This window comes from Pseudomonas sp. PF05 (genome assembly GCF_056521845.1).
Window position 1 is genome coordinate 1 of sequence record NZ_JBWLPW010000020.1, and the last position, 22,741, is coordinate 22,741.

Here is a 22,741-nt window from a genome sequence, read left to right on the forward strand (position 1 = left end):
TGTCCCCAGGAAAGTCCGCGAAAGCTCGTGATAAATTTGCACAGTTATTTTCGAGCTGGAACACTAGAATAGCCCCACCTTAGCTGAGCCAGAGCTGTTTATGCCCGATCCGTCAGACATTGATAGGTTGTCAGATCTGCCCCTGAGCGATCTGGTGGCGTGTCATGAGTGCGACTTGTTGATGCGCAAGCCTCGGCTGGCCCATGGCGAAAAAGCCGAGTGCCCCCGTTGCGGGTATGAGCTTTATGCTCATCGGCACAATGTAGTCGAACGCAGCCTTGCCTTGGTTATCGCCGCCCTGCTGTTATATGTGCCGGCCAACTTCTTACCCATCATGGAACTCAATCTGCTCGGGCAGTCCTCCCAGGATACCGTTTGGAGTGGGGTGGTCGGCCTGTTTGATACCGGCATGCAAGGCATTGCGGCAGTGGTGTTCTTGTGCAGCATGGGCATTCCGCTACTCAAGTTGCTTTGCCAGTTGGTGGTGTTGTTGTCCATCCGCTTGGATTTTGGCCGCAGTTACGGTTTGTTGCTGTATCGCATTTATCACCATCTACGAGACTGGGGGATGCTTGAGGTCTACCTCATGGGCGTACTGGTGGCCATCGTCAAGTTGGCAGATATGGCGGCCATCACCGTAGGCCTTGGTCTGGTGTGCTTCATCAGTTTGTTGCTGGTCCAGGTCTGGCTGGAAGTGGTGATGTCACCCCATCAGATCTGGCAGGCGTTGTCAGGAGAAGATGCCCATGCGGGCGATTGATGCAGGGATTTTGATCTGTACGGAATGCCATGAGTTGAATCGGCAGGATGCTGAGGCCGATAACCAAACCTGTACTCGCTGCGGTGCGCTGGTTCACCCCCGCCGCCCGAACAGCTTGATGCGCACTTGGGCATTGTTGATCACGGCCGCGATTCTTTATATTCCGGCCAACATCTTGCCGATCATGACTATCAACTCGCTGGGCGAGGGCGCCCCGAGTACCATCATGGCCGGTGTCATCGAGCTGGTTCAACACGGCATGATTCCTATTGCCGCCGTGGTGTTCATCGCCAGCATCGTCGTACCCACTTTCAAACTGGTGGGCATCGCTTTGTTGTTATTTTCCGTGCAGCGGCATCAGCCGATGTCGGCGCGGCAACGCATCTTTATGTATCGTTTCATCGAATTCATTGGTCGCTGGTCGATGCTGGATATTTTCGTGATCGCTATTTTGGTGGCCGTGGTGAATTTCGGACGGCTCGCCAGTGTCGAAGCGGGTCTCGGCGCGATCGCTTTCGCCAGCGTAGTGATTTTGACAATGATTGCCGCAGTAACCTTCGATCCCCGACTGATTTGGGATAACACGGAGTCGGATGACGACCATGACTGATTTGCCTACCGCTAAAACTCGACCGGCTTCGAACTGGTCGGCCATCTGGGTCCTGCCGTTGATTGCCTTGATCATCGGCGGCTGGCTCGGCTGGCGGGCTTATAACGAGACCGGAATCGAGATCAACGTGCGCTTTGAGAGCGGCGAAGGCATCCAAGTCAACAAAACCGAAGTCGTCTACAAAGGGATGCCGGTCGGCAAAGTGACGGCCCTTACCCTCGATGACCAAGGCAGCTCCAAGGGCGTGGTCGCGACCATCGAGATGAACAAGGACGTCGAGCAATACCTCAAGACCGGAACGCGTTTCTGGCTGGTCAAGCCGAGCGTGAGCCTGGCCGGGATCACTGGTCTGGAAACCCTGGTATCGGGTAACTATGTGGCTATCAGCCCGGGTGAAGGTGAGTTGACCCGTAAATTCAAGGCGCTGGCCGAAGAGCCGCCATTGTCGGACGCCAAGCCGGGTTTGCACCTGACCCTCAAGGCTGATCGCTTGGGTTCGCTGAACCGTGGCAGTCCGGTGTTCTACAAACAGATTCAGGTCGGTCAGGTGAAGAGTTACCTGCTGTCGGAGGATCAGAGCAAGGTCGAGATCAAAATCTTCATCGAGCCGACCTATGCCAACCTGGTGCGCAAACACACGCGTTTCTGGAACGCCAGTGGCATCAGCATCGATGCCAACCTCTCGGGCGTCAAAGTGCGCAGCGAGTCCTTGGCCAGCATCGTGGCGGGAGGTATCGCGTTTGCCACGCCGGAAAACCGTAAAGACAGCCCACCTACGGACCCAAGCCTGCCGTTTCGTCTGTACGAAGATTTCGATGCCGCCGCCGCGGGGATTCGCGTCAAGGTCAAGCTCAGCGACTTCGAAGGATTGCAGGCTGGCCGCACGCCGGTGATGTACAAGGGCATCCAGGTCGGTAGCCTGAAGACCTTGAAAGTCGACCCGGACCTGTCCAGCGCCAGCGCGGAGCTGACCCTCGATCCGTTGGCCGAAGATTATCTGGTGGCCGGTGCTCAGTTTTGGGTCGTCAAACCATCGATTTCCCTGGCGGGTATCACCGGCCTGGAAGCGTTGGTCAAGGGCAACTATATTGCCGTGCGACCGGGTGACAAGGGCGGCGCGCCGCAACGCGAATTCGAAGCCCGGGCAAAAGCGCCACCGTTGGACTTGCGTTCCCCGGGGCTGCACTTGGTCCTGCTGACTGAAAACCTCGGATCGCTGGAGGTTGGCAGTCCGATCCTCTACAAACAGGTCAAGGTCGGGTCGGTGCAGAGCTACCAGTTCTCGCGTAAGAAGAAGCGGTTGATCATTGGGGTACACATCGAGAAGGAGTACGAAGGACTGGTCAACGGCTCGACACGCTTCTGGAACGCCAGTGGTATCACCCTCACGGGAGGTTTGACGGGCGGGATCCAGGTCAAGAGCGAGTCCCTGCAAAGCCTCATGGCCGGCGGGATTGCCTTCGAAACTCCGGAACCGAATGTGCCGCTGAAAAGACGCATCCCACGTTTCCGTCTGTTTGCCGATCACGAAGCTGCACAACAACGAGGCACCGTGGTCACGATCAAGGTCGACCGCGCCGATGGCTTGCGCAGTGGTACGCCGATCCGTTTCAAAGGCCTGGATGTGGGCAAGATCGAGGATGTCGATCTCAGCGCCGACATGCAGTCTGTGCTGCTTACGGCGCGTATCACCGAAGTGCCGGAGCGCATCGCCCGGGTCGGGTCCCAGTTCTGGGTGGTCAAGCCTGAGTTGGGGTTGATCAAGACTTCCAACCTGGAAACGCTGGTAACCGGCCAATACATTGAAGTGCAGCCTTCGGCGAAAAACCTCGGGCCGCAAAAAAGCTTCGTGGCCCTGGCCGACCCACCACAAAGCGCTGTGCCCGAAGCGGGATTGAGCCTGGTGCTGAGCGCAGCCCGCCGTGGTTCGTTGAAGATCGGCGTACCGGTCACCTATCGCGAGATCACGGTGGGCAAGGTCACCGGTTATGAACTGGGCCAGACCGCGGACCGGGTGCTGATCCATATCCTGATTGAGCCCAAGTATGCGCCGCTGGTGCGCAGCGGCACACGGTTCTGGAATAGCAGTGGCTTCGGTCTGGACTTCGGTCTGTTCAAGGGTGCGACGGTGCGAACCGAGTCGCTTGAAACGCTTATCCAGGGCGGCATTGCGTTCGCAACGCCGGATGGCGAGCGAATGGGCAATCCGGCCCGACCGGAGCAGACTTTCCCACTGTTCGATAAGTTTGAAGATGAATGGCTGACCTGGGCGCCGAAAATCAGTCTCGGTAAGTAAGGTTATTGGATGTAGCACTTGTGGCGAGAGCTTGCTCCCGCTGGGCTCTGTAGGAGCTGGCGAAGCCTGCGATCTTTTGATCTTGATCTTGATCTTGATCTTGATCTTGATCTTTTGCTTGAGACTCAAGTGCCTGGGAAAAGATCGCAGCCTCGTTGCACTCGACAGCTCCTACACAGCTGCTACACAGCTCCTACACAGTTCTTACGGGCACAGTCGAGCGGGAGCAAGCTCCCTCGCCACGGTGCATGAAAAAGGCCGCGATCCATTTGGATCGCGGCCTTTTTCATGTCCGGCTATTCACCTCACACCGGATCCAGCTCCGGCTCGTCGGCCTGGACATTCACCGTGGCCTTCACCGCATCGTGACGACGGATGTATTTCCAGTCCGCTTCGTCGATGTAGATGCCGTTCGGGCCGCTGCCGCCTTCCAGGTCGATGGCGACACTGGCGCAGACTTGCGGTTTCACACTGGCCAGGATCGGCACGAAGCCCAGCTGCAGGCTGGTTTCCAGCAGTGCGGCCTGGTTTTTCTCGTCGATGTCCGCTGCTTCGTCCAGGTAGTACGGCAGACGCACGCGGCCGGCCTGTTCGCGGTCCATCAGGTGCAGCAACAAGTACATGTTGGTCAGCGCCTTGATGGTCATGGTGGTGCCGTTGGATGCCGCGCCGTCGATGTCGGTGTGGATCACTGGCTGGCCGTTGACCTTGGTGATCTCGAACGCCAGTTCGAACAGGTCCTTGAGGCCGAGCTGATTGTGGTTCGCCGCCACCAACCGTGCCAGGTACTCCTTGGCTTCTTCGTTCTTGTTGTCCTGCTCGGCGCTCTGGCTGAGGTCGAACACTGACAAAGTCTCGCCTTCCTCGTACTGGCCGGCACTGTGGATGATCTGGTCGATGTGTTTGAGCGCTTCCTTGTTCGGCGCCAGGACGATCCGGAAGCTCTGCAGGTTGGAGACCTGGCGCTTGTTGATCTCGCGGTTGAACAGTGCCAGTTGGTGCTCGAGGCTGTCGTAGTCGCTGCGGATGTTGCGCAGGGTCCGGGCGATGTCGGTCACCGCCGCACGGCGCGCCTTGCCCAGGGTCAGCGCTTCATCGGTGCGGTGGGCATAGGCGTTGATCAGCAGTTGCAGGCGTCGCTCCATGTCGTCTTCGCTGTCGAACTTGGCCACGCCCTTGAGGCGCACCTGGGCATACAGCGCTTCGATCTGGCCGTCGACCCGCAGCAGCCCTTGCCAGCTGTCCTGGTAGTCATTGAGCAGCGGCAGCAGGTTGTCCATGGAATCGTCGACCGGGTCCATGAACGGCGTGCCGAACGGCAAGTCCGCCGGGAGCAATTGACGACGGCGCAGGGCGTCGTCGAGGGTGCGTTGCTTGGCTTCCATGTCGGCGATCTGCCGACCCACCAACTGCAACTTGGCGGACAACTGCTGGACGCGCTCGGTGAAGGCATCGCTGGAGCGCTTGAGTTCGTCCTGGGCGGCTTCCATCTGCGCCAGTTGCTCGAGCTTTTCGCCTTCCTCGGCGCTCAAGGTCTGGGTGCGACGGAAATCTTCCAAGGCTTTTTGTGCATCGAGGACCTGCTGGTACAGCGCCTCGGTCTGGGTCTTGCTCGCGGCGCGGTCGGCAGCCACGGCTTGCTGGGTCTTGAGCTGCTTGAGTTCTTTTTCCAGGCGCTCTTTCTGGTCGCGCAGTGCGGCGCGGTCGGCCAGGGCTTGCAGGGCAGGCGGCTCGATGTGGGACAGGTCGATGGACAGGCCGGGCACTTCGAAACGTTCGCCCTTGAAGCCGTCGAGGATCAGTTCCATGGATTTGACCCACTCGCCGTTCTCGTCCAGGGCGATGCCGTGTTCGCCCAGCGGCAGGCTGAACAGGGCGCTGTTGAACAGGCGCATCAGGCGTTCGACGTCCTGTTGCGAGAACTCTTCGCGCAGGCGGGCGTAGCTGTTGTTGTCGGCGTGATCGAGTTGCTGCTTGACCGACTTCAGGCGTTTTTCCAGGTCCCGCAGACGCTCTTCCAGGTCTTCGGCGCTGAACTGCCGGGACTGGGCCAAGGCGCCGGCCAGTTCGTCGTGGGCGTCCTTGGCGGCGAGCAATTGCTGCTCCAGGACCTTGACGTCATCCACCAGGGCAAAGCGGTTCTTGAGCACCGACAGCTCGCCGATCCAGCGTTGGATGCCGCTGATTTCCCGCTCCAGGCGCATCAACTCCTGAGTGCCGCCGCGCTGGTCGTTCTGCAGTGAATCCTGTTCGTTGCGGTAGTGCTCGGCCTGGATGGTCAGCTCTTCCTTGCGCGCACTGGCGTAATCCGACCAGGTGCCCAGCAACGAGTCGAGCAATGGCGACAGGCGATGCAATTTGCCGCGCAGGATATCGCGCTGCTTCACGCCATTGGCCAGGGCTTCCACCAGCGGACCGGCCGCCACCAGGGAGTTGTAGTCCTGCTCCATGCGGCGTACGTCGCGGAAGGCTTCTTCGCACGCGGCGATGTAGTCCACGCTACCGGAGCGCAGGCTGTGCTCGAACGCGTCGAGGAACAGTTGCTTGAGCTTGGCTGCAGTGATTTCGCGCATGTGCAGCAGGTTGATGAACAGCGCGCGGAAGGTCTTGAGGCTTTGCTCGCTGGTGGAACGCAGCGGGATCAGCGTCAGGTCCAGCGGGATCGAGGTGTGACCACCCACCAGCAGGCGTCGCAGTTCATCGGGCTTGAGTTCGTAGGCTTTCAGGCCTTCGCGCTCCAGGTTGGTGAACAGCTCTTTCTGACGCAGGCAGGTGTCATTTTTCTGATAGTGGGCCAGGTCCAGTTTGCCGGCGTAGGCAAAGAACTGGTGACCGAAACCGCCGCCAGGGCCGCGACCGACCACGCCAATCACGTGCGGGCCGTGGGGCAGGGCGACTTCCACCAGGATGTAGCTGGTGTCCGAGGCAAAGTAGAACCGCCGGGATTGCTCCAGGCTGTACTTGCCGAAGCTCATGTCCGACATGCGCGCCAGGATCGGGAACTGCAAGGCGTTGATCGAGGCGGATTTACCGAGGTTGTTCGCGCCATAGACCGACAGCGGTTCTTCCAGCGGGAACAAACCGAGGCTGTAGCCGGCGGTGTTCAAAAGGGCAAAGCGGCGGATGCCGTAGCGTTCCTTGCTCATGCGTCGGTCTCCTGTTCTTCGGCAATGGCGCGGGCCAGTGCGTCTTCTTCGCTCTCACCTTCAAATTCGCTGAGGTCCAGCGGATCATCGGTCTGCAGCAATTTTTCGTCGCTGTCTTCGTCGATCAGCACCGGCGCCGGCAACGGCAGCACACTGTGCAGGCTGGCGGCCAGGTCGCGGTCCTGCTGGACCGACAGGCACACGTCGAGGAAACGATGCATCGGCGGCAGGAAGCGGTACACGCCGTTTTCTTCGCTGGCAAAACCCAGTTGGGTCATGCGCCGCATGATTTTCTCTTCCAGTTCTTCCTGGGTCTGTACTTCGGCCTGGATGAACAGGTCGCGGTACTTTTCCAGCAGCGACGGCAGCTCATCGCGGCCCAGGCTGCCGCCGTCGAGCACGGCAATCGGGTCGCGGCCCTGGTCGGCCAGGTGCTCGACCAGGATGAAGGTGAACAGGGCCAGGCGCTGGGCGGTCTTGTTCACCGCCGCGGCGGCCAGGTCCGGTACGAAGTAATAGAAGCCACGGGTATCGCACACCAGTTCGAAGCCCAGGGCCTTGAACAGCGTGCGGTACTGGTCCTGGAAGTTCGACAGTTGCGCGTACAGCTCCGGGTCGCGGCGGCTGACGTGGTAGCCCTTGAACAGCTCGCGAAAGATCGGCGCCAGCTGGGACAGTTCGGATAGATCAAGATGCATGGGGGATGCTCGCAGAATCCTCGACGGCGGTGTCGCCGGCCGAGAGCAGGGCGAAGGAGCGCAGGCTGACCTGATGCTCGTGAGTGTGATAGTCGCGGCGTTCCAGACGCTCGCGCTTGAAACGTTTTTCCCGCGACAGGCGCGAGAACCAGTACAGCAATTCGTCGGTGGCGCCGTCCGGTTCCTGCTCCAGCAGCCAGGACATCAGGTCCGGCATCGGCAGGGCGTCTTCGCAACGCTCGACCATCTCGCGCACGGTGCGTGGCGCACGCGGTGCTTCGCCACCTTTGTGGGTCTTGTGGGACTTGGGGAAGCGCGCCGGTTTCGGTTCGAAACGGGCCAGGGCGTAGACATAGGCTTCGACCTGGCTGGCGCTGCCCAGGAACGTGCTTTGCGGCCGGGTGAACAGCGGCATGGCGGCCTGCGGTACGGCATCGATGCCTTTGCGCCGGATGGCGGCCAGGGCCAGGGCGGCGCCACGGGTCACGGCGTTGTGGCGGCGGGCCTCTTCGCGCAGCGGCAGGAGCAATTCTCGGGCATGACGCAGGGTCAACTGGGCGCTGGTCTGCATCTCCAGGATGCGTGCGTGGGTGCGCAGCAGCATGTCGTCGTCCACCAGGTGACCGAGGCGCTGCTGTTCGGTGAGCATGCGCAACAGCACGTTCTCGACCTTGCGCACGCCTTGCTCGAAGGCGCCGTCGGCGTTCACCAACTGGATCATCGGCTCGACGTATTCGTCCCAGGTCGCCAGCACTTCGGCATAACGCTGGCGCAACGGGATCTGCCGGTCGCTGGTCTTGGCTCGTTCGGCGACGGCCACCAGGGCCTGTTCGTCGTTGGCGAGTTTCTTGAGCACGTCGCGCACGCGCATGTCCAGCAGGCGCAACTGGCGGGCCAGGTCGTTGCCGTCGCGCACATCGAAGGCGTCCTGGATGTAACCGGCCAGGCGCTCGAGGTGACGCAGGTAGGCTTCGATCTCCAGGCACAGGCCCAGCCGGTGTTCGCGGCGCAGGTAGGCGAGGAAGTCATGGATCTGGGCGTTGAGCTCGAAGCGGTTCGGGCTTTTCGCCACCGGTACGAGGATGTCCAGGCGGATCCACACATCCAGCAGGCTGGTGATGTCCTGGGGCGTGCTGTCCAGTTGTTGGGCGGCCAGCTGTGAACGCAATTCGTTGAGGCTCAGGGTGCCCTGGTCGAAGTGCTCGCACAAAGGTTCCAGCAATGCCCAGTGTTCAGCGAGGGCGCGCAAGACGCGCTTGGGTTCGATCATCGCAATGGCCGTCGGGTTGGCAATTAAAAGCGGCGATTGTACTGCATCGGGCCGGTTGCGATTCACCCCTTGGACGGACTGTCGTTTGCTATCGATCAACTATTGGCTCAACAGGGAAGCGATCCGCGCCGAAGGGCGGTAGAATCGCTCCCACTTTCCGTTATCCACAAGTGGCCGACCCTTGCTTATCGAGTCCCGTCGCCGCGCCTATCTGACCGCCATGCAGGTGGTCAACTGGCTGCCGCGTACCGAATTGCCGTTCGCCGCCCCGTCGCGGCCCGAGCTGCTGGAAACGCCCGAGCCCGAGTACATCGCGCCGGTCGTGACTGCGCCTGTGGCCAAGACGGTTGCCGAGCCGGTGGCGCCCGTGGTCGAACGGCCAAAAATCGAAGTGCCGCGTCCCAGCCTGGCCTCGACCCGTACCAACGCCAAGCCGGTGGAAGAGGTTGTCGAGGCGCCGCCCAAGGCCCCCTACGTCGCACCGCCGCGTTTCGCCCTGCAGCTGCTGCGGGCCGGGCGTTGCCTGCTGTTGGTGGAGTTGCCCACGGGCGAGCCGTTCCAAAGCCGTGACCCGGCCTATCTGCTGCTCAAGGACATGCTGCGCGCCGCAGGTCTGCCAGACAGCCCGCAGATCATTGGCGAACCGGTGCGCTGGCCGCTGTTGTCGCGCGGCACCATGGACCAGGGGCCCGAAGCGGCGCGGGATTTCGTCCAGGGGTTCGTTTCGGCGCGTCTCGAAGACGAGCCCTGCGTGTGCCTGTGGCTGATCGGCCTGCCGGCGGTGAAGTTTGCCGGCGAGGCGGACGCCGAAGCGTTCAATCGCGAACTGCAGGTCGAAGGCCTGGGCTCGGCCTGGGCGTTGCCCGGGTTGGAACTGTTAATGGAAACGCCACAGCGCAAGGCTGATGTCTGGCAAGCCATGCGCCGGCTGATGGCGCGCTGGAAAGAATCGAATGAGTGACGCTGTATCGTTCCGCCCGATGACCGAGGCGGACCTCGACGCTGTACTGAAAATCGAATACGCCGCCTACAGCCACCCCTGGACCCGCGGGATATTTCTCGACGGGCTGGGCAAATACCAGATTTGGTTGATGTTCGAAGGCCAGCAGCAAGTCGGCCATGGCGTGGTGCAGATCATCCTGGATGAGGCGCACCTGCTCAATATTACCGTCAAACCGGAAAACCAGGGCCGTGGCCTGGGCTTGCGCCTGTTGGAACATTTGATGTCGATCGCCTACAAGGCCCAGGCCCGGGAATGCTTCCTGGAAGTGCGCGACAGCAATCGCACGGCGTTCCGGCTGTATGAGCGCTATGGCTTCAATGAAATTGGCCGGCGCCGGGATTACTACCCGGCGGTGGGCGGCCGTGAGGATGCGGTGGTCATGGCTTGTACCTTGGTGGACTGAAGCGCCACATCACATTGAGGTTGACCACAACGCCGCCATCGCGAGCTTGCTCACGATGGTGATTGTCGGCTTACCGCTTGCCATCCAGCGGATCGATATCCGCCATTTCCGCTTCATCCAGCCCATCGCCTCCGCCAATATCGTTTTCATCGACGACACTCAGGTCCCAGTCCGCCTGTTCGTCGTCCCCGGTCTCGTGGGCATCCCGAGCGCCGTCTTCGCGGATGAGGGTTTCCGGGCTCATGTCGTCGTCGGTCGATTCGTGATCATCCGTCGAAGCCCCGGTCAGCCCGGCTTCACGGACGCGTTCGCGAGGCATCAGGTGCTCGCGTTCGTTTTCCGGCAGTTCGTCACCGATTTTCGCGCTGGGTTCTTCTTCGTCGAACTCCAGTTCATGCATCGAGCCCATGCGATCTTCGTTGTCGTCGATGGGTTCCGGTTGCGTCGCATCGAAGGGGCGTCGTGAATCATTCATGGCAATTCCTCATACTATGGGCCTTACTGGTGTCGACCGGCAGCGCATCCAGGAATTCCAATGCATTGCCGACGTGACCTCGACCGGCGGTCGTTTGTCACAGTTGCGCACTCTCAATCGAGGCTAGACAGCATGAACGAATTACAAGATCTGATTGATAACAACGCGCGCTGGGCCGATGCGATCAAGCAGGAAGATCCTGACTTCTTCTCCAAGCTGGCTCGTCAGCAAACCCCAGAGTACCTGTGGATCGGCTGTTCCGATGCGCGGGTGCCGGCCAACGAGATCGTCGGCATGCTGCCGGGCGATCTGTTCGTACACCGCAACGTGGCCAACGTAGTGCTGCACACGGACCTCAACTGCCTGTCGGTGATCCAGTACGCGGTGGACGTGCTCAAGGTCAAACACATCCTGGTCACCGGCCATTACGGCTGTGGCGGCGTGCGTGCCTCGATGCAGGACCGGCAACTGGGCCTGATCGACGGCTGGCTGCGCTCGATTCGCGACCTGTACTACGAGCATCGCGAGGCGTTGGGCCAATTGCCGACCGAGGAGGAACGTGTCGACCGCCTGTGCGAGCTGAACGTGATCCAGCAGGTGGCTAATGTCGGCCATACCAGCATCGTGCAGAACGCCTGGCACCGGGGGCAGAAACTGTCGATCCATGGCTGCATCTATGGCATCAAGGACGGACGCTGGAAGAGCCTGGACACCACGATCAGCGGTTTCGAACAGTTGCCACCGCAGTATAGGCTGCGTCCGGTTGGCGCGCCTTGATTCCGGTTCGTCAGTCGCGGTGACATTGGCGGCGCCAGTGCCGTAGAAACTTCATTCCCTGCTCATTGGGCGGTTCGTCATAGCCGGTAATCCAGCCATGACAGTTGGGCGAACCGCACCGGCAGGCGAACTGTCGATACAGTTTCTGTTCGGTACTGGCGTAGTCCATCGTCAGGCAGTCACCTTCATCGATACGGGCCAGTGACCACAGCCACAGCTCGCTCATGTCGAGGAAGACATTCGGGTCGCAGGAATGCAGCAGCAATCCGGCGAAGTGTGGGTCATACATGTGGACGTCCGGCAGGATCTGCAGCGTGTGCAGGCGCCGTCGGCTCACCAGCAGCCCCGAAACCCTGCACATCCTCTCCATGGGAGCGAATGGTTTGCGGGCGACGATGCCGTTGCCGCGCCCGTCGGTCGTGTGATGCACTTCGAAATCGCGCGCCGAGGGGTAGCCCAGGCGGGTGCTGAGTTGTTTTTCCGGGTAGATGCAATCCCGATTCTGTGAACAGGCCCTATCTGTTATGAACGTGGTCATGACAGTCCTTGTCGGTGCTAAACACTCGACTTTCTGGCGCTGGCGATCCTGCCGGCGATCGTTGAAAAAACCTTGATAGCTTCGCCCAAGTCGGGGGCGTCATCTACTGTCAACTCTGACAGGCGCCAAAAGCGCTTTCCCGTGTCAGCCCAAACCTACGCGGGAAAGCACCTCAAGGTTTAGACCGCCTCGGCAGGCAGCGGCATAGGCACCTTCAGTTGTGGAAGTTGCGACTTGATCGCCGGCGTTTCGCATTTTTTCGCTGCATCAGCCGGCGTCAAGTTGCGAATGGAGGTGTAGAACAATTCGCAGGTCTTTTCCTTTTGCGTGACCTGCCAGGTCTGCGTGCACTGGTTCAGCAGTGTGCTCGGGTCGGTGCCTGGCTTGCTGCCCATGCCGGCCTGCCAGCATGAAGCACTCAGGTCCTGACCCATGACTTTCAGGCCAGCGGCATCCGCCTTGGCTTCGTCACCGTCGTAGCTGTCCTTGTCGGCGGCGTACCAGATGTAGCTCGGATGATTGGAACCCAGGACCGGAACCTTGACGCCGCTGCCGGTTGTGATGGTCGCCAGGCCGAGTACATTCACGGTCGGGCCGTACTGGGTCTTGATCCAGTCCCGAACGGGCGCTCCGAAGGCCACCATTGGCAATGCGGCGCCGCTGGCGGTTTGGGTGACCTGCGTGACCATGGTCGTCTGGTAGTCGTTGAAGTAGCTGTAGAGCCCCGCCAGTGTGCTGCCGGCGTTGGATGGCGCCGCGATGGGCGCGATGTCGATGATGGTCTGGTAGGCCGGCGTCTGTTCAACAGCAATGCCGTTGACGGTCAGCAGCGTGGCCCAACGATCGGTGGTGGCCGACTCCAGGTAGTCCTGGGCCTGGGTCAGGGAGTAATCCGGCGGGAAGTGCAGCAACTCGACACTCTTGCGGTTTTCCAGGGCCATGCCCAGCGGCAGGAACAGGTACCAGTTGTAGGACCATTTCTGGTCGCTGTTGAGTTTCGAGGCGCCGTTGTACGCCAGGTCCCCGGCGTCAAGCAGGGCCTTGAGCGGTTGGCCGTAGCTCTTCGGTACGCCGCTGATGTGGGCATAGACTTTATCGTTGTCGCTTTTGACACTGACCTTGGCCGTGCTGTAGCCGTCGCGCTGTACGCTTTGGGTCAGGTAATGCTCGACGGTCTGCTCCAGGGTCCAGTCGCGAAAGCAGATGACGTTGCAGTTGTTGGGATAGGCGAAGAGGCGAGTGACGCGTTCGGTGCTGCCCAGTTGTACGTCAATGTCCTCGGCGTGAGCAGTGGCACTCAGGGCCAGGGCGGCAAGAGGAAGAACGGCGAGTTTGAACATGCTCAGATCCTTTTCAGCGTGAGGGACCCCTAAAACAGGGCGCCCCCAATACTGAAACAGACCGGGCCGAAGAAAAAGTGGGCCGAGGGAAATATCGGCCCTTTTTTATGGCTTTATGGCATCACTGGCGGCAAATAACTCAATGTTGTCCCCAGTGCCCATAGCAGCGCCAGCACCAACGGCGTATGCACCAGCAACTGCACGAAGGAAAAACCGATCAGGTCCCTGGCCTTGAGCCCCAAGACCCCCAGTAACGGCAGCATGTAGAACGGGTTGATAAGGTTTGGCAGCGCTTCGGCGGCGTTATAGATCTGCACCGCCCAACCCAGGTGATAGTTCAGGTCGTTGGCCACTTGCATGACGTAGGGCGCTTCAATGATCCACTTGCCGCCGCCAGAAGGAATGAAAAAGCCCAGTACCGCCGAATAGACACCCATTAACAAGGCGTAGGTGTCATGGGAGGCAATCTGGACGAAAAAGGTCGAGATATGGTGGGCCAACGTCTGGGCATCGCTGCCCTTGACTGTGGTCAGCAAGGCGGCGATCGAGCCGTATAGCGGGAACTGGATCAATACGCCGGTGGTGGTTGGCACTGCACGGGCCACCGCATCGAGAAAACTGCGCGGCCGCCAGTGCAGCAAGGCCCCGAGCATGATGAACAGGAAGTTATAGGTGTTGAGCCCGGAAATGGCATTGATCGCAGGTTTGGTCGAGAACTCATGGAACAGCCAGCCGGCCGCCAGCAGCACCAGGGCGATGGTCAACAGCGGGCTGTGTTCCAGCCATTCCCCGGGACGGGTGCGCGGTTGCAGCACCGGCATGCTGAAGCTGGGGTCGATCCCGCAGGCGGCGGCGTCACGGGCGCTGTTCGGGCCGGGGGCGGTGGCGTAGGCAATGATCAACGAGATCACAATCAGCGCCAGCAGCATCACCCCGGACTGCCAGAGAAAGATGGTCTGGGTGAACGGAATGACGCCAGTGATCGACAGGATCGACGGCGGCAGGCTGGCCGGGTTGGCCTGCAATTGTGCGGCCGATGAAGACAACCCCAGGGCCCACACAGCACCCAGCCCAAGGTATGCGGCGGCGCCGGCGGCGCGATAGTCCATCTTCAGATCGGTGCGACGGGCGAGGGCCCGCACCAGCAGGCCGCCAAACACGAGCGACAGGCCCCAGTTGAGCAACGACGCGACCATGGAGATCAGCGCCACCCACGCCACGGCAGAGCGGCCGTTCTTCGGGATCCGCGCCAAGCGATCGATCAACTTGACGGCGGGTGGCGAACTGGCGACCACGTAACCGCCGATCACCACGAAGGCCATCTGCATGGTGAACGGGATCAGGCTCCAGAAGCCGTCGCCAAACGCCATGGCGGCTGCCGTGGGCGGGGCGCCGATAATTTGTGTCGCCAGCGCGACCACCAGCACCGCCAGCGCGGCAAAGACCCAGGAGTCGGGGAACCAGCGCTCGGCGAAACTGGAACAGCGCAAGGCGAAGCGGGCGCAACGGCTGTCTTCGATGTCGGTGGTCACGGCAATTACCTCGTTTTTATGGTTATGGGTATTGGGGGGCGGCAAGGCCTCAGCGGTCAGCCATCAACAGTAGAGCAATCCAGTGACCATGGGACGCTTGTCAGGGTTTCGAGAGCCTCCATGATTATTTTCAAGAGCGGCTTGTAAGGCTCTTTAGAAAAAAAACGCCGGGCCGATGGCAAGGGAACAGCATTCAATTCTCCTGCTGTCGGAGCTGCCCATGTTCAACAACCGCCTGAAGCAGGAGCTGCTGGCTCTTCGCCAAGAACTGTCCAGCCTTGCACAAGTCAAGGACAGCCTGGATCGCGAAATGCTTGGCCTCACCCTGGACGCCGAGGGACGGATTCAATCGGTCAATCAGAATTTCCTCGACGAGATGCGCTACAAGAGCCAGGACTTGATTGGCCGGCCTGTGGATGAGCTGGTTCCCGCATATTTGAAATCCAATGAGTTCCAGGTTCGCTTCAAGTCGGCGCTGACCCGGGGCGAACACTTTTCCGGTGCCGTGCGCCTGGTTCGCGGCAATGGTCAGGAAGCCTGGCTGCGTTCGATCCTTCAGCCTGTACGGAGTACCGACGGGCGGATTCGCTACTTTTCGATGTATTCCAATGACCTGACCCGCACCATCGAGGCTTCCCGCGAGCATGAAAACCTCATTGGCGCGTTGGTGCGTTCAACGGCGGTGATCGAATTCGATTTGGGCGGTCACGTACTGACGGCCAATGATCGTTTCCTCAACGCCATGGGCTATAGCCTCGCGCAGATCAAGGGCAAGCATCACCGCATGTTTTGTGAGCCTGAGGAGTACAACAGCGCGGCCTACCAGCAGTTCTGGAAGCGCCTGAACAGCGGTGAATTCGTGGCTGGCCGTTTCAAGCGTATCGACAGCAATGGGCGTGAGGTCTGGCTGGAAGCCTCCTACAACCCGGTGGTCGATGCCAACGAGCGACTGTATAAAGTGGTCAAGTTCGCCACCAACATCACGGACCAGGTCAACCAGGAAAAAGCTGTCGCCGAGGCGGCCAGCATCGCCTACAGCACCTCGCAGCAGACTGATAGCACCGCCCAGCGCGGCACGACAGTCGTGACCCAGGCCGTGGACGTGATGCGCGACCTGGCCCGACACATGCAAACCGCTGGCGAAGGCATCGAGGCGCTGAATGAGCAATCCCTGGTGATTGGCACCATCGTCAAGACCATCAGCGGCATCGCCGAACAAACCAACCTGCTGGCGCTCAACGCCGCGATCGAAGCCGCCCGGGCCGGCGAGCAAGGGCGCGGCTTTGCGGTGGTGGCCGATGAAGTGCGACAACTGGCATCGCGCACCAGCCAGGCGACCGATGAAATCGTCGGCGTGGTCCGTCAGAACCAGGACATGGCCCGCAACGCCGTGGCACTGATGACCGACGGCCAGCACCAGGCTGAACACGGCCTGGCCCTGGCCGCCGAGGCGGGCACGGTGATCGTCGAGATTCAGGACGGGGCGAAGAAAGTGGTCGATGCGGTGAGCCAGTTTGCCAATCAGCTATCGACCTGAGGAAAACTGCTGAGCGAGCCGCCGCCATCGCGAGCAGGCTCGCTCCCACAATAAATCTCGCGTACGCCACAAATCCCTCGTGGCCCCGCTCCCACCGATGTTTAATCCCCCAGCGCTTCTCCTTCCCGCCGCGGATCCGCACCGCCGGCCAGAGACGTCTTTCCTTGTGCATCACGCACCCGGACGATCGCCTGGGTACCGCTGTTCATGTCGATCTCGCTCACCGCATGGCCTTTGTCTTTCAGCGCCTGGACCAACGCCGGGCTGAACTGTCCCTTTTCCAGTTCGGTGGGGCCATTACGGCTGCCGAAGTTGGGGAGGTTGATGGCGGTTTGCGGGTCCAGGTTCCAGTCGAGCAGGCCAATGACCGACTTGGCGACGTATTCGATGATTTGCGAGCCACCCGGCGAACCAACAGCGGCCAGCAACTCACCACTCTGACGATCGAAGACCAGCGTCGGCGCCATGGACGAGCGCGGGCGTTTGCCGGGTTCGACGCGGTTGGCGACTTTTTGCCCGTTTTCTTCAGGGATGAACGAGAAGTCGGTCAGCTGGTTGTTGAGCATGAAGCCCTGGACCATCAAATGTGAGCCGAACGCCGACTCCACCGTGGTGGTCATGGACACAGCCCCTCCCAGGTCATCCACCGCCACCACTTGCGAGGTGGAGATGCGCAGGGGGGAACGGTCCGGGGCGTAGGCCACCTGGATGCCCGGTGGTGTGCCGGGCTTGGCGACACCCATGCTGCGTGAGCCGATCAGGCCTGCGCGGCTGGCCAGATAGTCCGGATCGACCAGGCCCTTGACCGGCACGGGGACAAAATCCGAGTCGGCGACGTACTGGGCGCGGTCGGCGTAGGTCAGGCGCTCCGCTTCAGCGATCAAGTGCACCGCCTCGGGCGCAGGCTCGAGGCCGGCGGGTTTGTCGGTCTTGAGTGGTTTCAATGGCGCGAGGGCCTTGTGGCTGTCGCGCTGTTCCAGGGCCTGCAATGTCCCGAGGATCTGCGCCAAGGCAATCCCGCCTGAAGACGGGGGCGCCATGCCGCACACTTGCCAGCGTTTGTAGTCGGAGCACAACGGCGCGCGCTCCCGGGCGGCGTAGCCCTGGAGGTCATTGAGCGAAAGGCTGCCGGGATTGGCGTTGCCTCGCACCTTGGCGACTATCTCCTCGGCCACCGGCCCTTTGTACAACGCATCCGGGCCCTCGTTGGCAATGCGCTTGAGCACGTTGGCCAAGGCTGGATTCTTCAGTAGCGTGCCGACCGCTTTCGGGCTGCCATCGGCGTTCAGGAAGTAGGCGGCCATGTCCGGCGAGCCCGGCAGGGACGGATCGGCCGCGATCAACGAATGCAACCTGGGCGAGATCGCAAAACCTCGTTCCGCCAGCGCGATGGCTGGCTCGAACAGTGTCGCCCATTCCAGGCGCCCGTGTTTGCGGTGGGCCAGTTCCAGGGCGCGCAACACTCCCGGCGTGCCAACGGAGCGGCCGCCGATTTGGGCAGCGGTAAACGGCATGGGTTTGCCGTCGGCTTGCAGGAAAAGTCTTTCAGTGGCGCCGGCCGGTGCTGTTTCGCGACCGTCGTAGGTGCGCACGGTCTTGCCATCCCACAGCACAATGAACGCGCCGCCGCCGATGCCTGAAGATTGTGGTTCCACCAGCGTCAGCACCGCTTGCATCGCAATCGCCGCGTCGATGGCCGAGCCGCCGCGCCGCAACATCTCCCGCCCGGCTTCGGCCGCCAAGGGGTTGGCCGCGGCGGCCATGTGCTTGTCGGCGTGGCGGGTCTGCAGATCGGTGCGGTAGCCGGAAGCGATTTCCGGTGCGCTGGGCAATGCAGGTGTGGTGGTGGAGGAGGACGGGGCCTTACAGGCGATGAGTGTCAGGGCGACAGCCAGTAACGAAACGGCTGACAGGTGACGAAGGTTCGGTTTCAGATCTGTAAGCACGTGTCGCTCCATCCGTGGCGTGGAATAGAGACCGACTGTAGCGATGCGAGGCGTGTGGCGCAAATCAACAAGCCCCCTCGCCACAGAGGTGCGCAATCAAATCCTGAGAGGGCAGGTACTTTTCTCGAGGCATAAAAAAACGGCCTATCTTTCGATAGGCCGTTTTTAGTACTTGGTGGCTACACAGGGACTTGAACCCCGGACCCCAGCATTATGAATGCTATGCTCTAACCAACTGAGCTATGTAGCCAAGTGGCGCGCATTATTCGCTGGTAACGAAGATGTGTCAAGCGTAAATCTGAAATATTTCTCTGCGCTTTCAACCGCTTAACAATCCTCGCCGCAAATCGCTATCAACCGAGCTGAAATCTCCCTGTGTTGGCACTCAAGGCCTGGCTGCCCTGGCTCAAGGTATCCGCCGCCACGTTCACGGCACGTGCACCTTCGAGCAAGCGCATCGCTGCCTGGTCGACTTGCTGGATATTGCCGCTGACCTCGTCGGCGGTGCTGGCTTGTTCATCCACGGCGGTGGCGATTTGCGCCAGGGTGTCGGTGACGCTTTGCACCGCGCTGGCGATTTCACCGAGCCGCTCGCCAAGGCCGGTGACCGCTTGGGCGTCGGTCTGGGCCTGGCCGCAGGCGGCTTCCATCAGGCTGACAGCTTCGTTGACCGTGGCGCGCAGGCTGTCGACGGTGGCGGCAATCTGTTGCGTGGAGGATTGGGTACGTTGCGACAGGCTGCGCACCTCGTCGGCTACCACCGCGAAACCACGGCCCTGTTCCCCGGCGCGAGCGGCTTCGATGGCGGCATTGAGGGCCAAGAGATTGGTCTGCTCGGCCACGCCGCGAATGGTATCGACCACCAGTTGGATCTGTTGCCCCTGTTCGCTGACCCGCCCCAATGCGGCGGCGGTTTCGTTGAGGCGCTGGTTGAGCTGCTGGATGCTTGCCGTGGTGCGTTGGCTGTCGCGGCTGCTGTCGGTGGCGATGCGACGGGTCTGCTGGGCGCTATCGGAAGCCTGTTCACAGCTCTTGGCGACGCCCTGGGAGGTGGCGGCCAGTTGTGTCGCGGCGGCAGCGATCTGGCTGATCTGCATCTGCTGGGCTTCGACTTCGCTCAGGGCGCCGCTGGAGTGTGTGTTGAGGGTGCGCACGGCATTGCTCAACTGCAACGTTTCGTGGTCCACCCCCAGCAGGCTGTTGCGCAACTGCACCACGGCAACGTTGAGGGCGGTGCTGATGGCCGCCAGTTCATCGCGCCCCTCTACCGGCACTTGCAGGCTGAGATTGCCATCGCGCAGCGCTTCGGCCAGCAGGGTGATGCCGCTGGCGCTGCGCCGGATCGACGCTTGCAGGCAAACAAAAAGGTACAGCGCCGCCAGCAGCAGGCAGCCCAGTACCGTCGCTACCAGGGTGAACTGGCGAATCGCCGAACCGTGGTAGTGGTCCAGTCGCGTATCCAGTGCCACCAGGGACTGTTGCCGCAGGGTCGCCAGGTCGGCGAGGAGGGCATCCATGTGTTTCTCGAAGTCTTCGGGCTTGAGATTGATGGAGCCGCCGAACACGCCGTCATCCAACACCTTCAGGCCGGCATCCAAGTGCTTGAGGCTGCCCTGGTATTGTTCGGCCCAGATCTGCAATTCGCTGGGCAGGCGGGTTTCCAGCAGCCCTCCGGTCTTGACCAGTTGGTCCCGGGCGTCGCCGATACGGCTGCGCAGGTCCCGCAGTTGCAGGCGACTCTGCAACGTGAACTGACCTGAGACCACTGAGGCCTGTCCAACGCTGGCCAGGCGACCGACCCGTTCGATCAGGTCCGGCGTCTGCTGGGTGGAAATCTGCGTCAGCAAATACGTCTCCAGCCAGGAGGCGAGGGTCAGCCGGTTGTCCATGACCATTTGTTCGCGCAAGGCCTGCAGGGCGCTGAGGGCGGCGGTGAAGCGGTCGTAGCCATCCGGCCACCAGCCCACGCTGCCCAGGCTTTTCGAATCCAGACCGTTGAGGCTGGTTTGCAGGACTTGATAGCGCGCGAGGGTATCGGCTTCGGCCCCTTCGGTTTGCAGGGTGTTGCCCAGGTCACTGGCGGCCTGGGTGAGGGCCGGTTGCACTGCATCGTATGCCGCCATGGCAGCCAGCGTCGCGGGTGTCGGCTGCCGATTGGTTTCGGTGGCACGCCAGCGCGCCGCGCGGTTGCGCTGGGCAGTGAGCAGATTGTCCAGGTTATCCAGGGCCATCAATTGGCGCACCCCGGCGCGTTCCCCGGAAATCAGACTGAGCTTGTCGCGATAGTCCTGGCCGATGAGCCACAGGCTGCCCATGAGCGGCAGGATAAAAAGCAGGAACAACAACTGGAACTTGCGGGCGAAGCCGAAATGCCCCAACAACCTGATTCCCGGTGATAAAAAAGCCTGCATGCCCATACTCCCCTGAACACCCTTGCACTATTTTTGTGCGTTTTCTACACAAGTGCCGAAACAGGTGCCCTTTTAAAAGGCCTCGAAAGTTTGTCCAAATCGGCTCGGTAGGCCAGCTCTGTAGCGAAACTTCCCATTCTCGGTCCCCTTTGTAAGGAGCCGCGTTGTAGGTCATTAACAAGGCAAGATTCAGACCATGGCGTTGGGCTATCACCTTGGATTTCGACAATTTTTCAAGGTCGATAGCTAGCTAAGGGGATAGCCTTGCTGCACCGAAAAATGGCACATTGACGCACCTGCCCGTGTGCAACCTCTGTCGTATGGAAACTCCCATGGCTATCAGCAATACCCAGGCCGAGATCCCCTCCGTTGCCGCCACTGCGCAAAGCAGCCCGTTGGTCATGCGGATCATTGGCGCCGTGGCGCTGGCGCACCTGATCAACGACTTGATCCAGGCCGTGCTGCCCTCGATTTATCCGATGCTCAAGGACAGCTATGGCCTGACATTCACTCAGGTTGGCTTGATCACACTGACGTTCCAGTTGACCGCCTCTTTGTTACAGCCTTGGGTCGGCTATCACACTGACCGGCACCCCAAGCCCTGGCTGCTGCCGGCCGGAACGGTGTGTACGCTGATCGGCATTGTGATGATGTCAATGGTCGGCAGTTTTGCCCTGATCCTGGTGGCGGCGGCATTGATCGGTATCGGCTCGTCGACCTTTCACCCGGAAGCGTCGCGGGTAGCGCGATTGGCCTCGGGCGGCCGCTACGGGCTGGCGCAATCGACGTTCCAGGTGGGCGGTAACGCCGGCTCTGCCTTTGGCCCGCTGCTGGCCGCGGCAATCATCATTCCCTATGGCCAAGGCAATGTGGCCTGGTTCGGGTTGTTCGCCCTCTTTGCGCTGTTCGTGCTGTACCGCATCAGCCGTTGGTACGCCAACCACCTGAACCTGTTCAAACTCAAGCAAGGCCAGGCGGCTACGCATGGCCTATCCAAGGGGCGGGTCTTGAGTGCGTTGGCAGTGCTGGGGCTGCTGGTGTTTTCCAAGTACTTCTACATGGCCAGTTTCACCAGCTACTTCACGTTCTACCTGATCGAGAAGTTCGACCTGTCGGTGGCCTCTTCGCAGTTGCACCTGTTCCTGTTTCTTGGGGCCGTGGCGGCGGGGACTTTCTTTGGTGGACCGATTGGCGACAGGATCGGGCGCAAGGCGGTGATCTGGTTCTCGATCCTCGGCGTGGCACCGTTCACCCTGATCCTGCCTCACGTCGACCTGTTGTGGACCAGCATTCTCAGTGTGGTTATCGGCTTCATCCTGGCTTCGGCGTTCTCGGCCATCGTGGTGTATGCCCAGGAACTGGTTCCGGGCAATGTCGGGATGATCGCTGGTGTGTTCTTTGGGCTGATGTTCGGTTTCGGCGGGATTGGCGCCGCGTTGCTGGGGCACCTGGCAGATATCCGTGGCATCGAGTATGTGTACTGGTTGTGCTCGTTCCTGCCGTTGTTCGGGGTGTTGGCGATTTTCCTGCCGAGAACTCGAAAGGCTTGAGGCGAGAATATCCATGTAGCTGAGCCGACGCCTTCGCGAGCAGGCTCGCTCCCACATGGGATTGTGGGTGTTCAGGCATCCAGGCCCCGAAACGAAGTCCCGGCATGCCAGCAGCAATGGGCTGGTACGTGAATTAAGTCTCCAGTTAAAACACACTGAGTCTTGAATCGCTACTTGATGAGTACACTTCAGTTGCGACCAAAGTACAGGTTTGTACAAGCCTTAAGTTGGGGTTTGTACAAAAGACGGTCGTGTTAATTTGCTGTTGTGGTTAATGGCTGGAATGGAATCTGCGGCATTATTCAAGGGTCACCCTTGTGGTGACTGAAAAAGCAGGCTTTCACATTCTTTCCACCTATCGCGCTTATTGTCCCGGACATAAGGCCTTCAACTCTTGATTTGATGACCTCTGCTGCTCTGCGGGCGAACAGAGGTGAGTTTGCGCCCCC

The 22,741-nt window shown here is 60.8% G+C and carries 16 protein-coding genes, 1 tRNA gene and 2 pseudogenes; 9 read left to right on the forward strand and 10 right to left on the reverse strand.

The genetic code is table 11. From position 1 onward, the window contains the following. The first annotated feature begins 100 nt into the window (after positions 1–100). From AC09SL_RS25265 to AC09SL_RS25275, 3 genes are read left to right on the forward strand one after another with little or no spacing between them, the layout of a single operon-like run. The gene (locus tag AC09SL_RS25265; protein WP_058546013.1) at positions 101–760 is read left to right on the forward strand and encodes a paraquat-inducible protein A; all 660 of its coding nucleotides are present in this window, start codon (positions 101–103) and stop codon (positions 758–760) included. Continuing rightward, the gene (locus tag AC09SL_RS25270) at positions 747–1,370 is read left to right on the forward strand and encodes a paraquat-inducible protein A (protein ID WP_058546014.1); all 624 of its coding nucleotides are present in this window, start codon (positions 747–749) and stop codon (positions 1,368–1,370) included. The genes AC09SL_RS25265 and AC09SL_RS25270 overlap by 14 nt, the downstream gene beginning before the upstream one ends. Beyond that, a complete protein-coding gene (locus tag AC09SL_RS25275) occupies positions 1,363–3,666 on the forward strand; it encodes a PqiB family protein (RefSeq protein WP_058546045.1) in 2,304 nt (767 codons plus the stop codon). Before AC09SL_RS25270 ends, AC09SL_RS25275 begins: the two co-directional genes overlap by 8 nt. A gap of 305 nt (positions 3,667–3,971) precedes the next feature. Here the strand turns inward: AC09SL_RS25275 and mksF are convergent, their stop codons facing one another. From mksF to mksB, 3 genes are read right to left on the reverse strand one after another with little or no spacing between them, the layout of a single operon-like run. Continuing rightward, positions 3,972–6,812 carry an Mks condensin complex protein MksF gene (gene mksF, locus AC09SL_RS25280; protein ID WP_058546015.1) on the reverse strand — a complete coding sequence of 947 codons (2,841 nt, stop codon included), beginning with the start codon at positions 6,810–6,812 and terminating at the stop codon, positions 3,972–3,974. Beyond that, positions 6,809–7,510 carry an Mks condensin complex protein MksE gene (gene mksE, locus AC09SL_RS25285; RefSeq protein ID WP_014340217.1) on the reverse strand — a complete coding sequence of 234 codons (702 nt, stop codon included), beginning with the start codon at positions 7,508–7,510 and terminating at the stop codon, positions 6,809–6,811. The genes mksF and mksE overlap by 4 nt, the downstream gene beginning before the upstream one ends. Further along, on the reverse strand, positions 7,500–8,780 hold the full coding sequence (gene mksB, locus AC09SL_RS25290; protein ID WP_058546046.1) for an Mks condensin complex protein MksB: 1,281 nt from the start codon (positions 8,778–8,780) through the stop codon (positions 7,500–7,502). The genes mksE and mksB overlap by 11 nt, the downstream gene beginning before the upstream one ends. Positions 8,781–8,961: 181 nt before the next feature. Between mksB and AC09SL_RS25295 the strand changes: the two genes are divergently transcribed. Both AC09SL_RS25295 and rimI read left to right on the forward strand, forming a co-directional pair. After that, positions 8,962–9,741 (forward strand): hypothetical protein, encoded by a 780-nt coding sequence (locus AC09SL_RS25295; RefSeq protein ID WP_064106943.1) that lies wholly within the window; start codon positions 8,962–8,964, stop codon positions 9,739–9,741. Then, positions 9,734–10,186, forward strand: coding sequence for a ribosomal protein S18-alanine N-acetyltransferase (gene rimI / locus AC09SL_RS25300; RefSeq protein ID WP_058546016.1), 453 nt, complete (start codon positions 9,734–9,736; stop codon positions 10,184–10,186). The genes AC09SL_RS25295 and rimI overlap by 8 nt, the downstream gene beginning before the upstream one ends. Positions 10,187–10,256: 70 nt before the next feature. On the opposite strand, the gene AC09SL_RS25305 is transcribed toward rimI, so the two are convergent. Beyond that, positions 10,257–10,661, reverse strand: a complete 405-nt coding sequence (locus tag AC09SL_RS25305) for a hypothetical protein (protein WP_058546017.1) — start codon at positions 10,659–10,661, stop codon at positions 10,257–10,259. Positions 10,662–10,793: 132 nt separating this feature from the next. Between AC09SL_RS25305 and can the strand changes: the two genes are divergently transcribed. Continuing rightward, positions 10,794–11,438: a carbonate dehydratase gene (can, locus tag AC09SL_RS25310; protein ID WP_058546018.1), complete on the forward strand. Its 645-nt coding sequence runs from the start codon at positions 10,794–10,796 to the stop codon at positions 11,436–11,438. Positions 11,439–11,448: 10 nt separating this feature from the next. Here the strand turns inward: can and AC09SL_RS25315 are convergent, their stop codons facing one another. From AC09SL_RS25315 to AC09SL_RS25325, 3 genes are all read right to left on the reverse strand, one after another. Then, positions 11,449–11,976, reverse strand: coding sequence for an SET domain-containing protein (locus AC09SL_RS25315; protein ID WP_058546019.1), 528 nt, complete (start codon positions 11,974–11,976; stop codon positions 11,449–11,451). Positions 11,977–12,155: 179 nt separating this feature from the next. Further along, positions 12,156–13,316, reverse strand: a complete 1,161-nt coding sequence (locus tag AC09SL_RS25320; protein WP_058546020.1) for a hypothetical protein — start codon at positions 13,314–13,316, stop codon at positions 12,156–12,158. 113 nt (positions 13,317–13,429) lie between these two features. Further along, positions 13,430–14,848 (reverse strand): short-chain fatty acid transporter, encoded by a 1,419-nt coding sequence (locus AC09SL_RS25325; protein ID WP_058546021.1) that lies wholly within the window; start codon positions 14,846–14,848, stop codon positions 13,430–13,432. Between the two features lie 310 nt (positions 14,849–15,158). Between AC09SL_RS25325 and AC09SL_RS25330 the strand changes: the two are divergent. Further along, positions 15,159–15,845: pseudogene (locus tag AC09SL_RS25330) on the forward strand (PAS domain-containing protein); the annotation flags it as partial. Positions 15,846–15,947: 102 nt separating this feature from the next. Further along, positions 15,948–16,385 (forward strand): annotated as a pseudogene (locus tag AC09SL_RS25335) (methyl-accepting chemotaxis protein); the annotation flags it as partial. 101 nt (positions 16,386–16,486) lie between these two features. Here AC09SL_RS25335 and ggt read toward each other — a convergent pair. From ggt to AC09SL_RS25350, 3 genes are all read right to left on the reverse strand, one after another. Continuing rightward, entirely contained in the window at positions 16,487–18,331 is a 1,845-nt protein-coding gene (ggt, locus tag AC09SL_RS25340; protein ID WP_231139243.1) for a gamma-glutamyltransferase, read from the reverse strand. 173 nt (positions 18,332–18,504) lie between these two features. Then, positions 18,505–18,581, reverse strand: a tRNA-Met gene (locus AC09SL_RS25345). 103 nt (positions 18,582–18,684) lie between these two features. Continuing rightward, positions 18,685–20,742, reverse strand: a complete 2,058-nt coding sequence (locus AC09SL_RS25350; protein WP_058546024.1) for a methyl-accepting chemotaxis protein — start codon at positions 20,740–20,742, stop codon at positions 18,685–18,687. Between the two features lie 332 nt (positions 20,743–21,074). Here AC09SL_RS25350 and AC09SL_RS25355 point away from each other — a divergent pair, with 332 nt between their 5' ends. Next, complete coding sequence (locus AC09SL_RS25355; RefSeq protein ID WP_058546025.1) at positions 21,075–22,292, forward strand: MFS transporter; 1,218 nt, start codon at positions 21,075–21,077, stop codon at positions 22,290–22,292. The last annotated feature ends 449 nt before the right edge of the window (positions 22,293–22,741 follow it).

Coding starts and splice junctions, on each gene's coding strand:
- AC09SL_RS25265 (WP_058546013.1), top strand. CDS start 101: ATGCCCGATCCGTCAGACATTGATAGGTTGTCAGATCTGCCCCTGAGC.
- AC09SL_RS25270 (WP_058546014.1), top strand. CDS start 747: ATGCGGGCGATTGATGCAGGGATTTTGATCTGTACGGAATGCCATGAG.
- AC09SL_RS25275 (WP_058546045.1), top strand. CDS start 1,363: ATGACTGATTTGCCTACCGCTAAAACTCGACCGGCTTCGAACTGGTCG.
- mksF (WP_058546015.1), bottom strand. CDS start 6,812: ATGAGCAAGGAACGCTACGGCATCCGCCGCTTTGCCCTTTTGAACACC.
- mksE (WP_014340217.1), bottom strand. CDS start 7,510: ATGCATCTTGATCTATCCGAACTGTCCCAGCTGGCGCCGATCTTTCGC.
- mksB (WP_058546046.1), bottom strand. CDS start 8,780: ATGATCGAACCCAAGCGCGTCTTGCGCGCCCTCGCTGAACACTGGGCA.
- rimI (WP_058546016.1), top strand. CDS start 9,734: ATGAGTGACGCTGTATCGTTCCGCCCGATGACCGAGGCGGACCTCGAC.
- AC09SL_RS25305 (WP_058546017.1), bottom strand. CDS start 10,661: ATGAATGATTCACGACGCCCCTTCGATGCGACGCAACCGGAACCCATC.
- can (WP_058546018.1), top strand. CDS start 10,794: ATGAACGAATTACAAGATCTGATTGATAACAACGCGCGCTGGGCCGAT.
- AC09SL_RS25315 (WP_058546019.1), bottom strand. CDS start 11,976: ATGACCACGTTCATAACAGATAGGGCCTGTTCACAGAATCGGGATTGC.
- AC09SL_RS25320 (WP_058546020.1), bottom strand. CDS start 13,316: ATGTTCAAACTCGCCGTTCTTCCTCTTGCCGCCCTGGCCCTGAGTGCC.
- AC09SL_RS25350 (WP_058546024.1), bottom strand. CDS start 20,742: ATGCAGGCTTTTTTATCACCGGGAATCAGGTTGTTGGGGCATTTCGGC.
- AC09SL_RS25355 (WP_058546025.1), top strand. CDS start 21,075: ATGGCTATCAGCAATACCCAGGCCGAGATCCCCTCCGTTGCCGCCACT.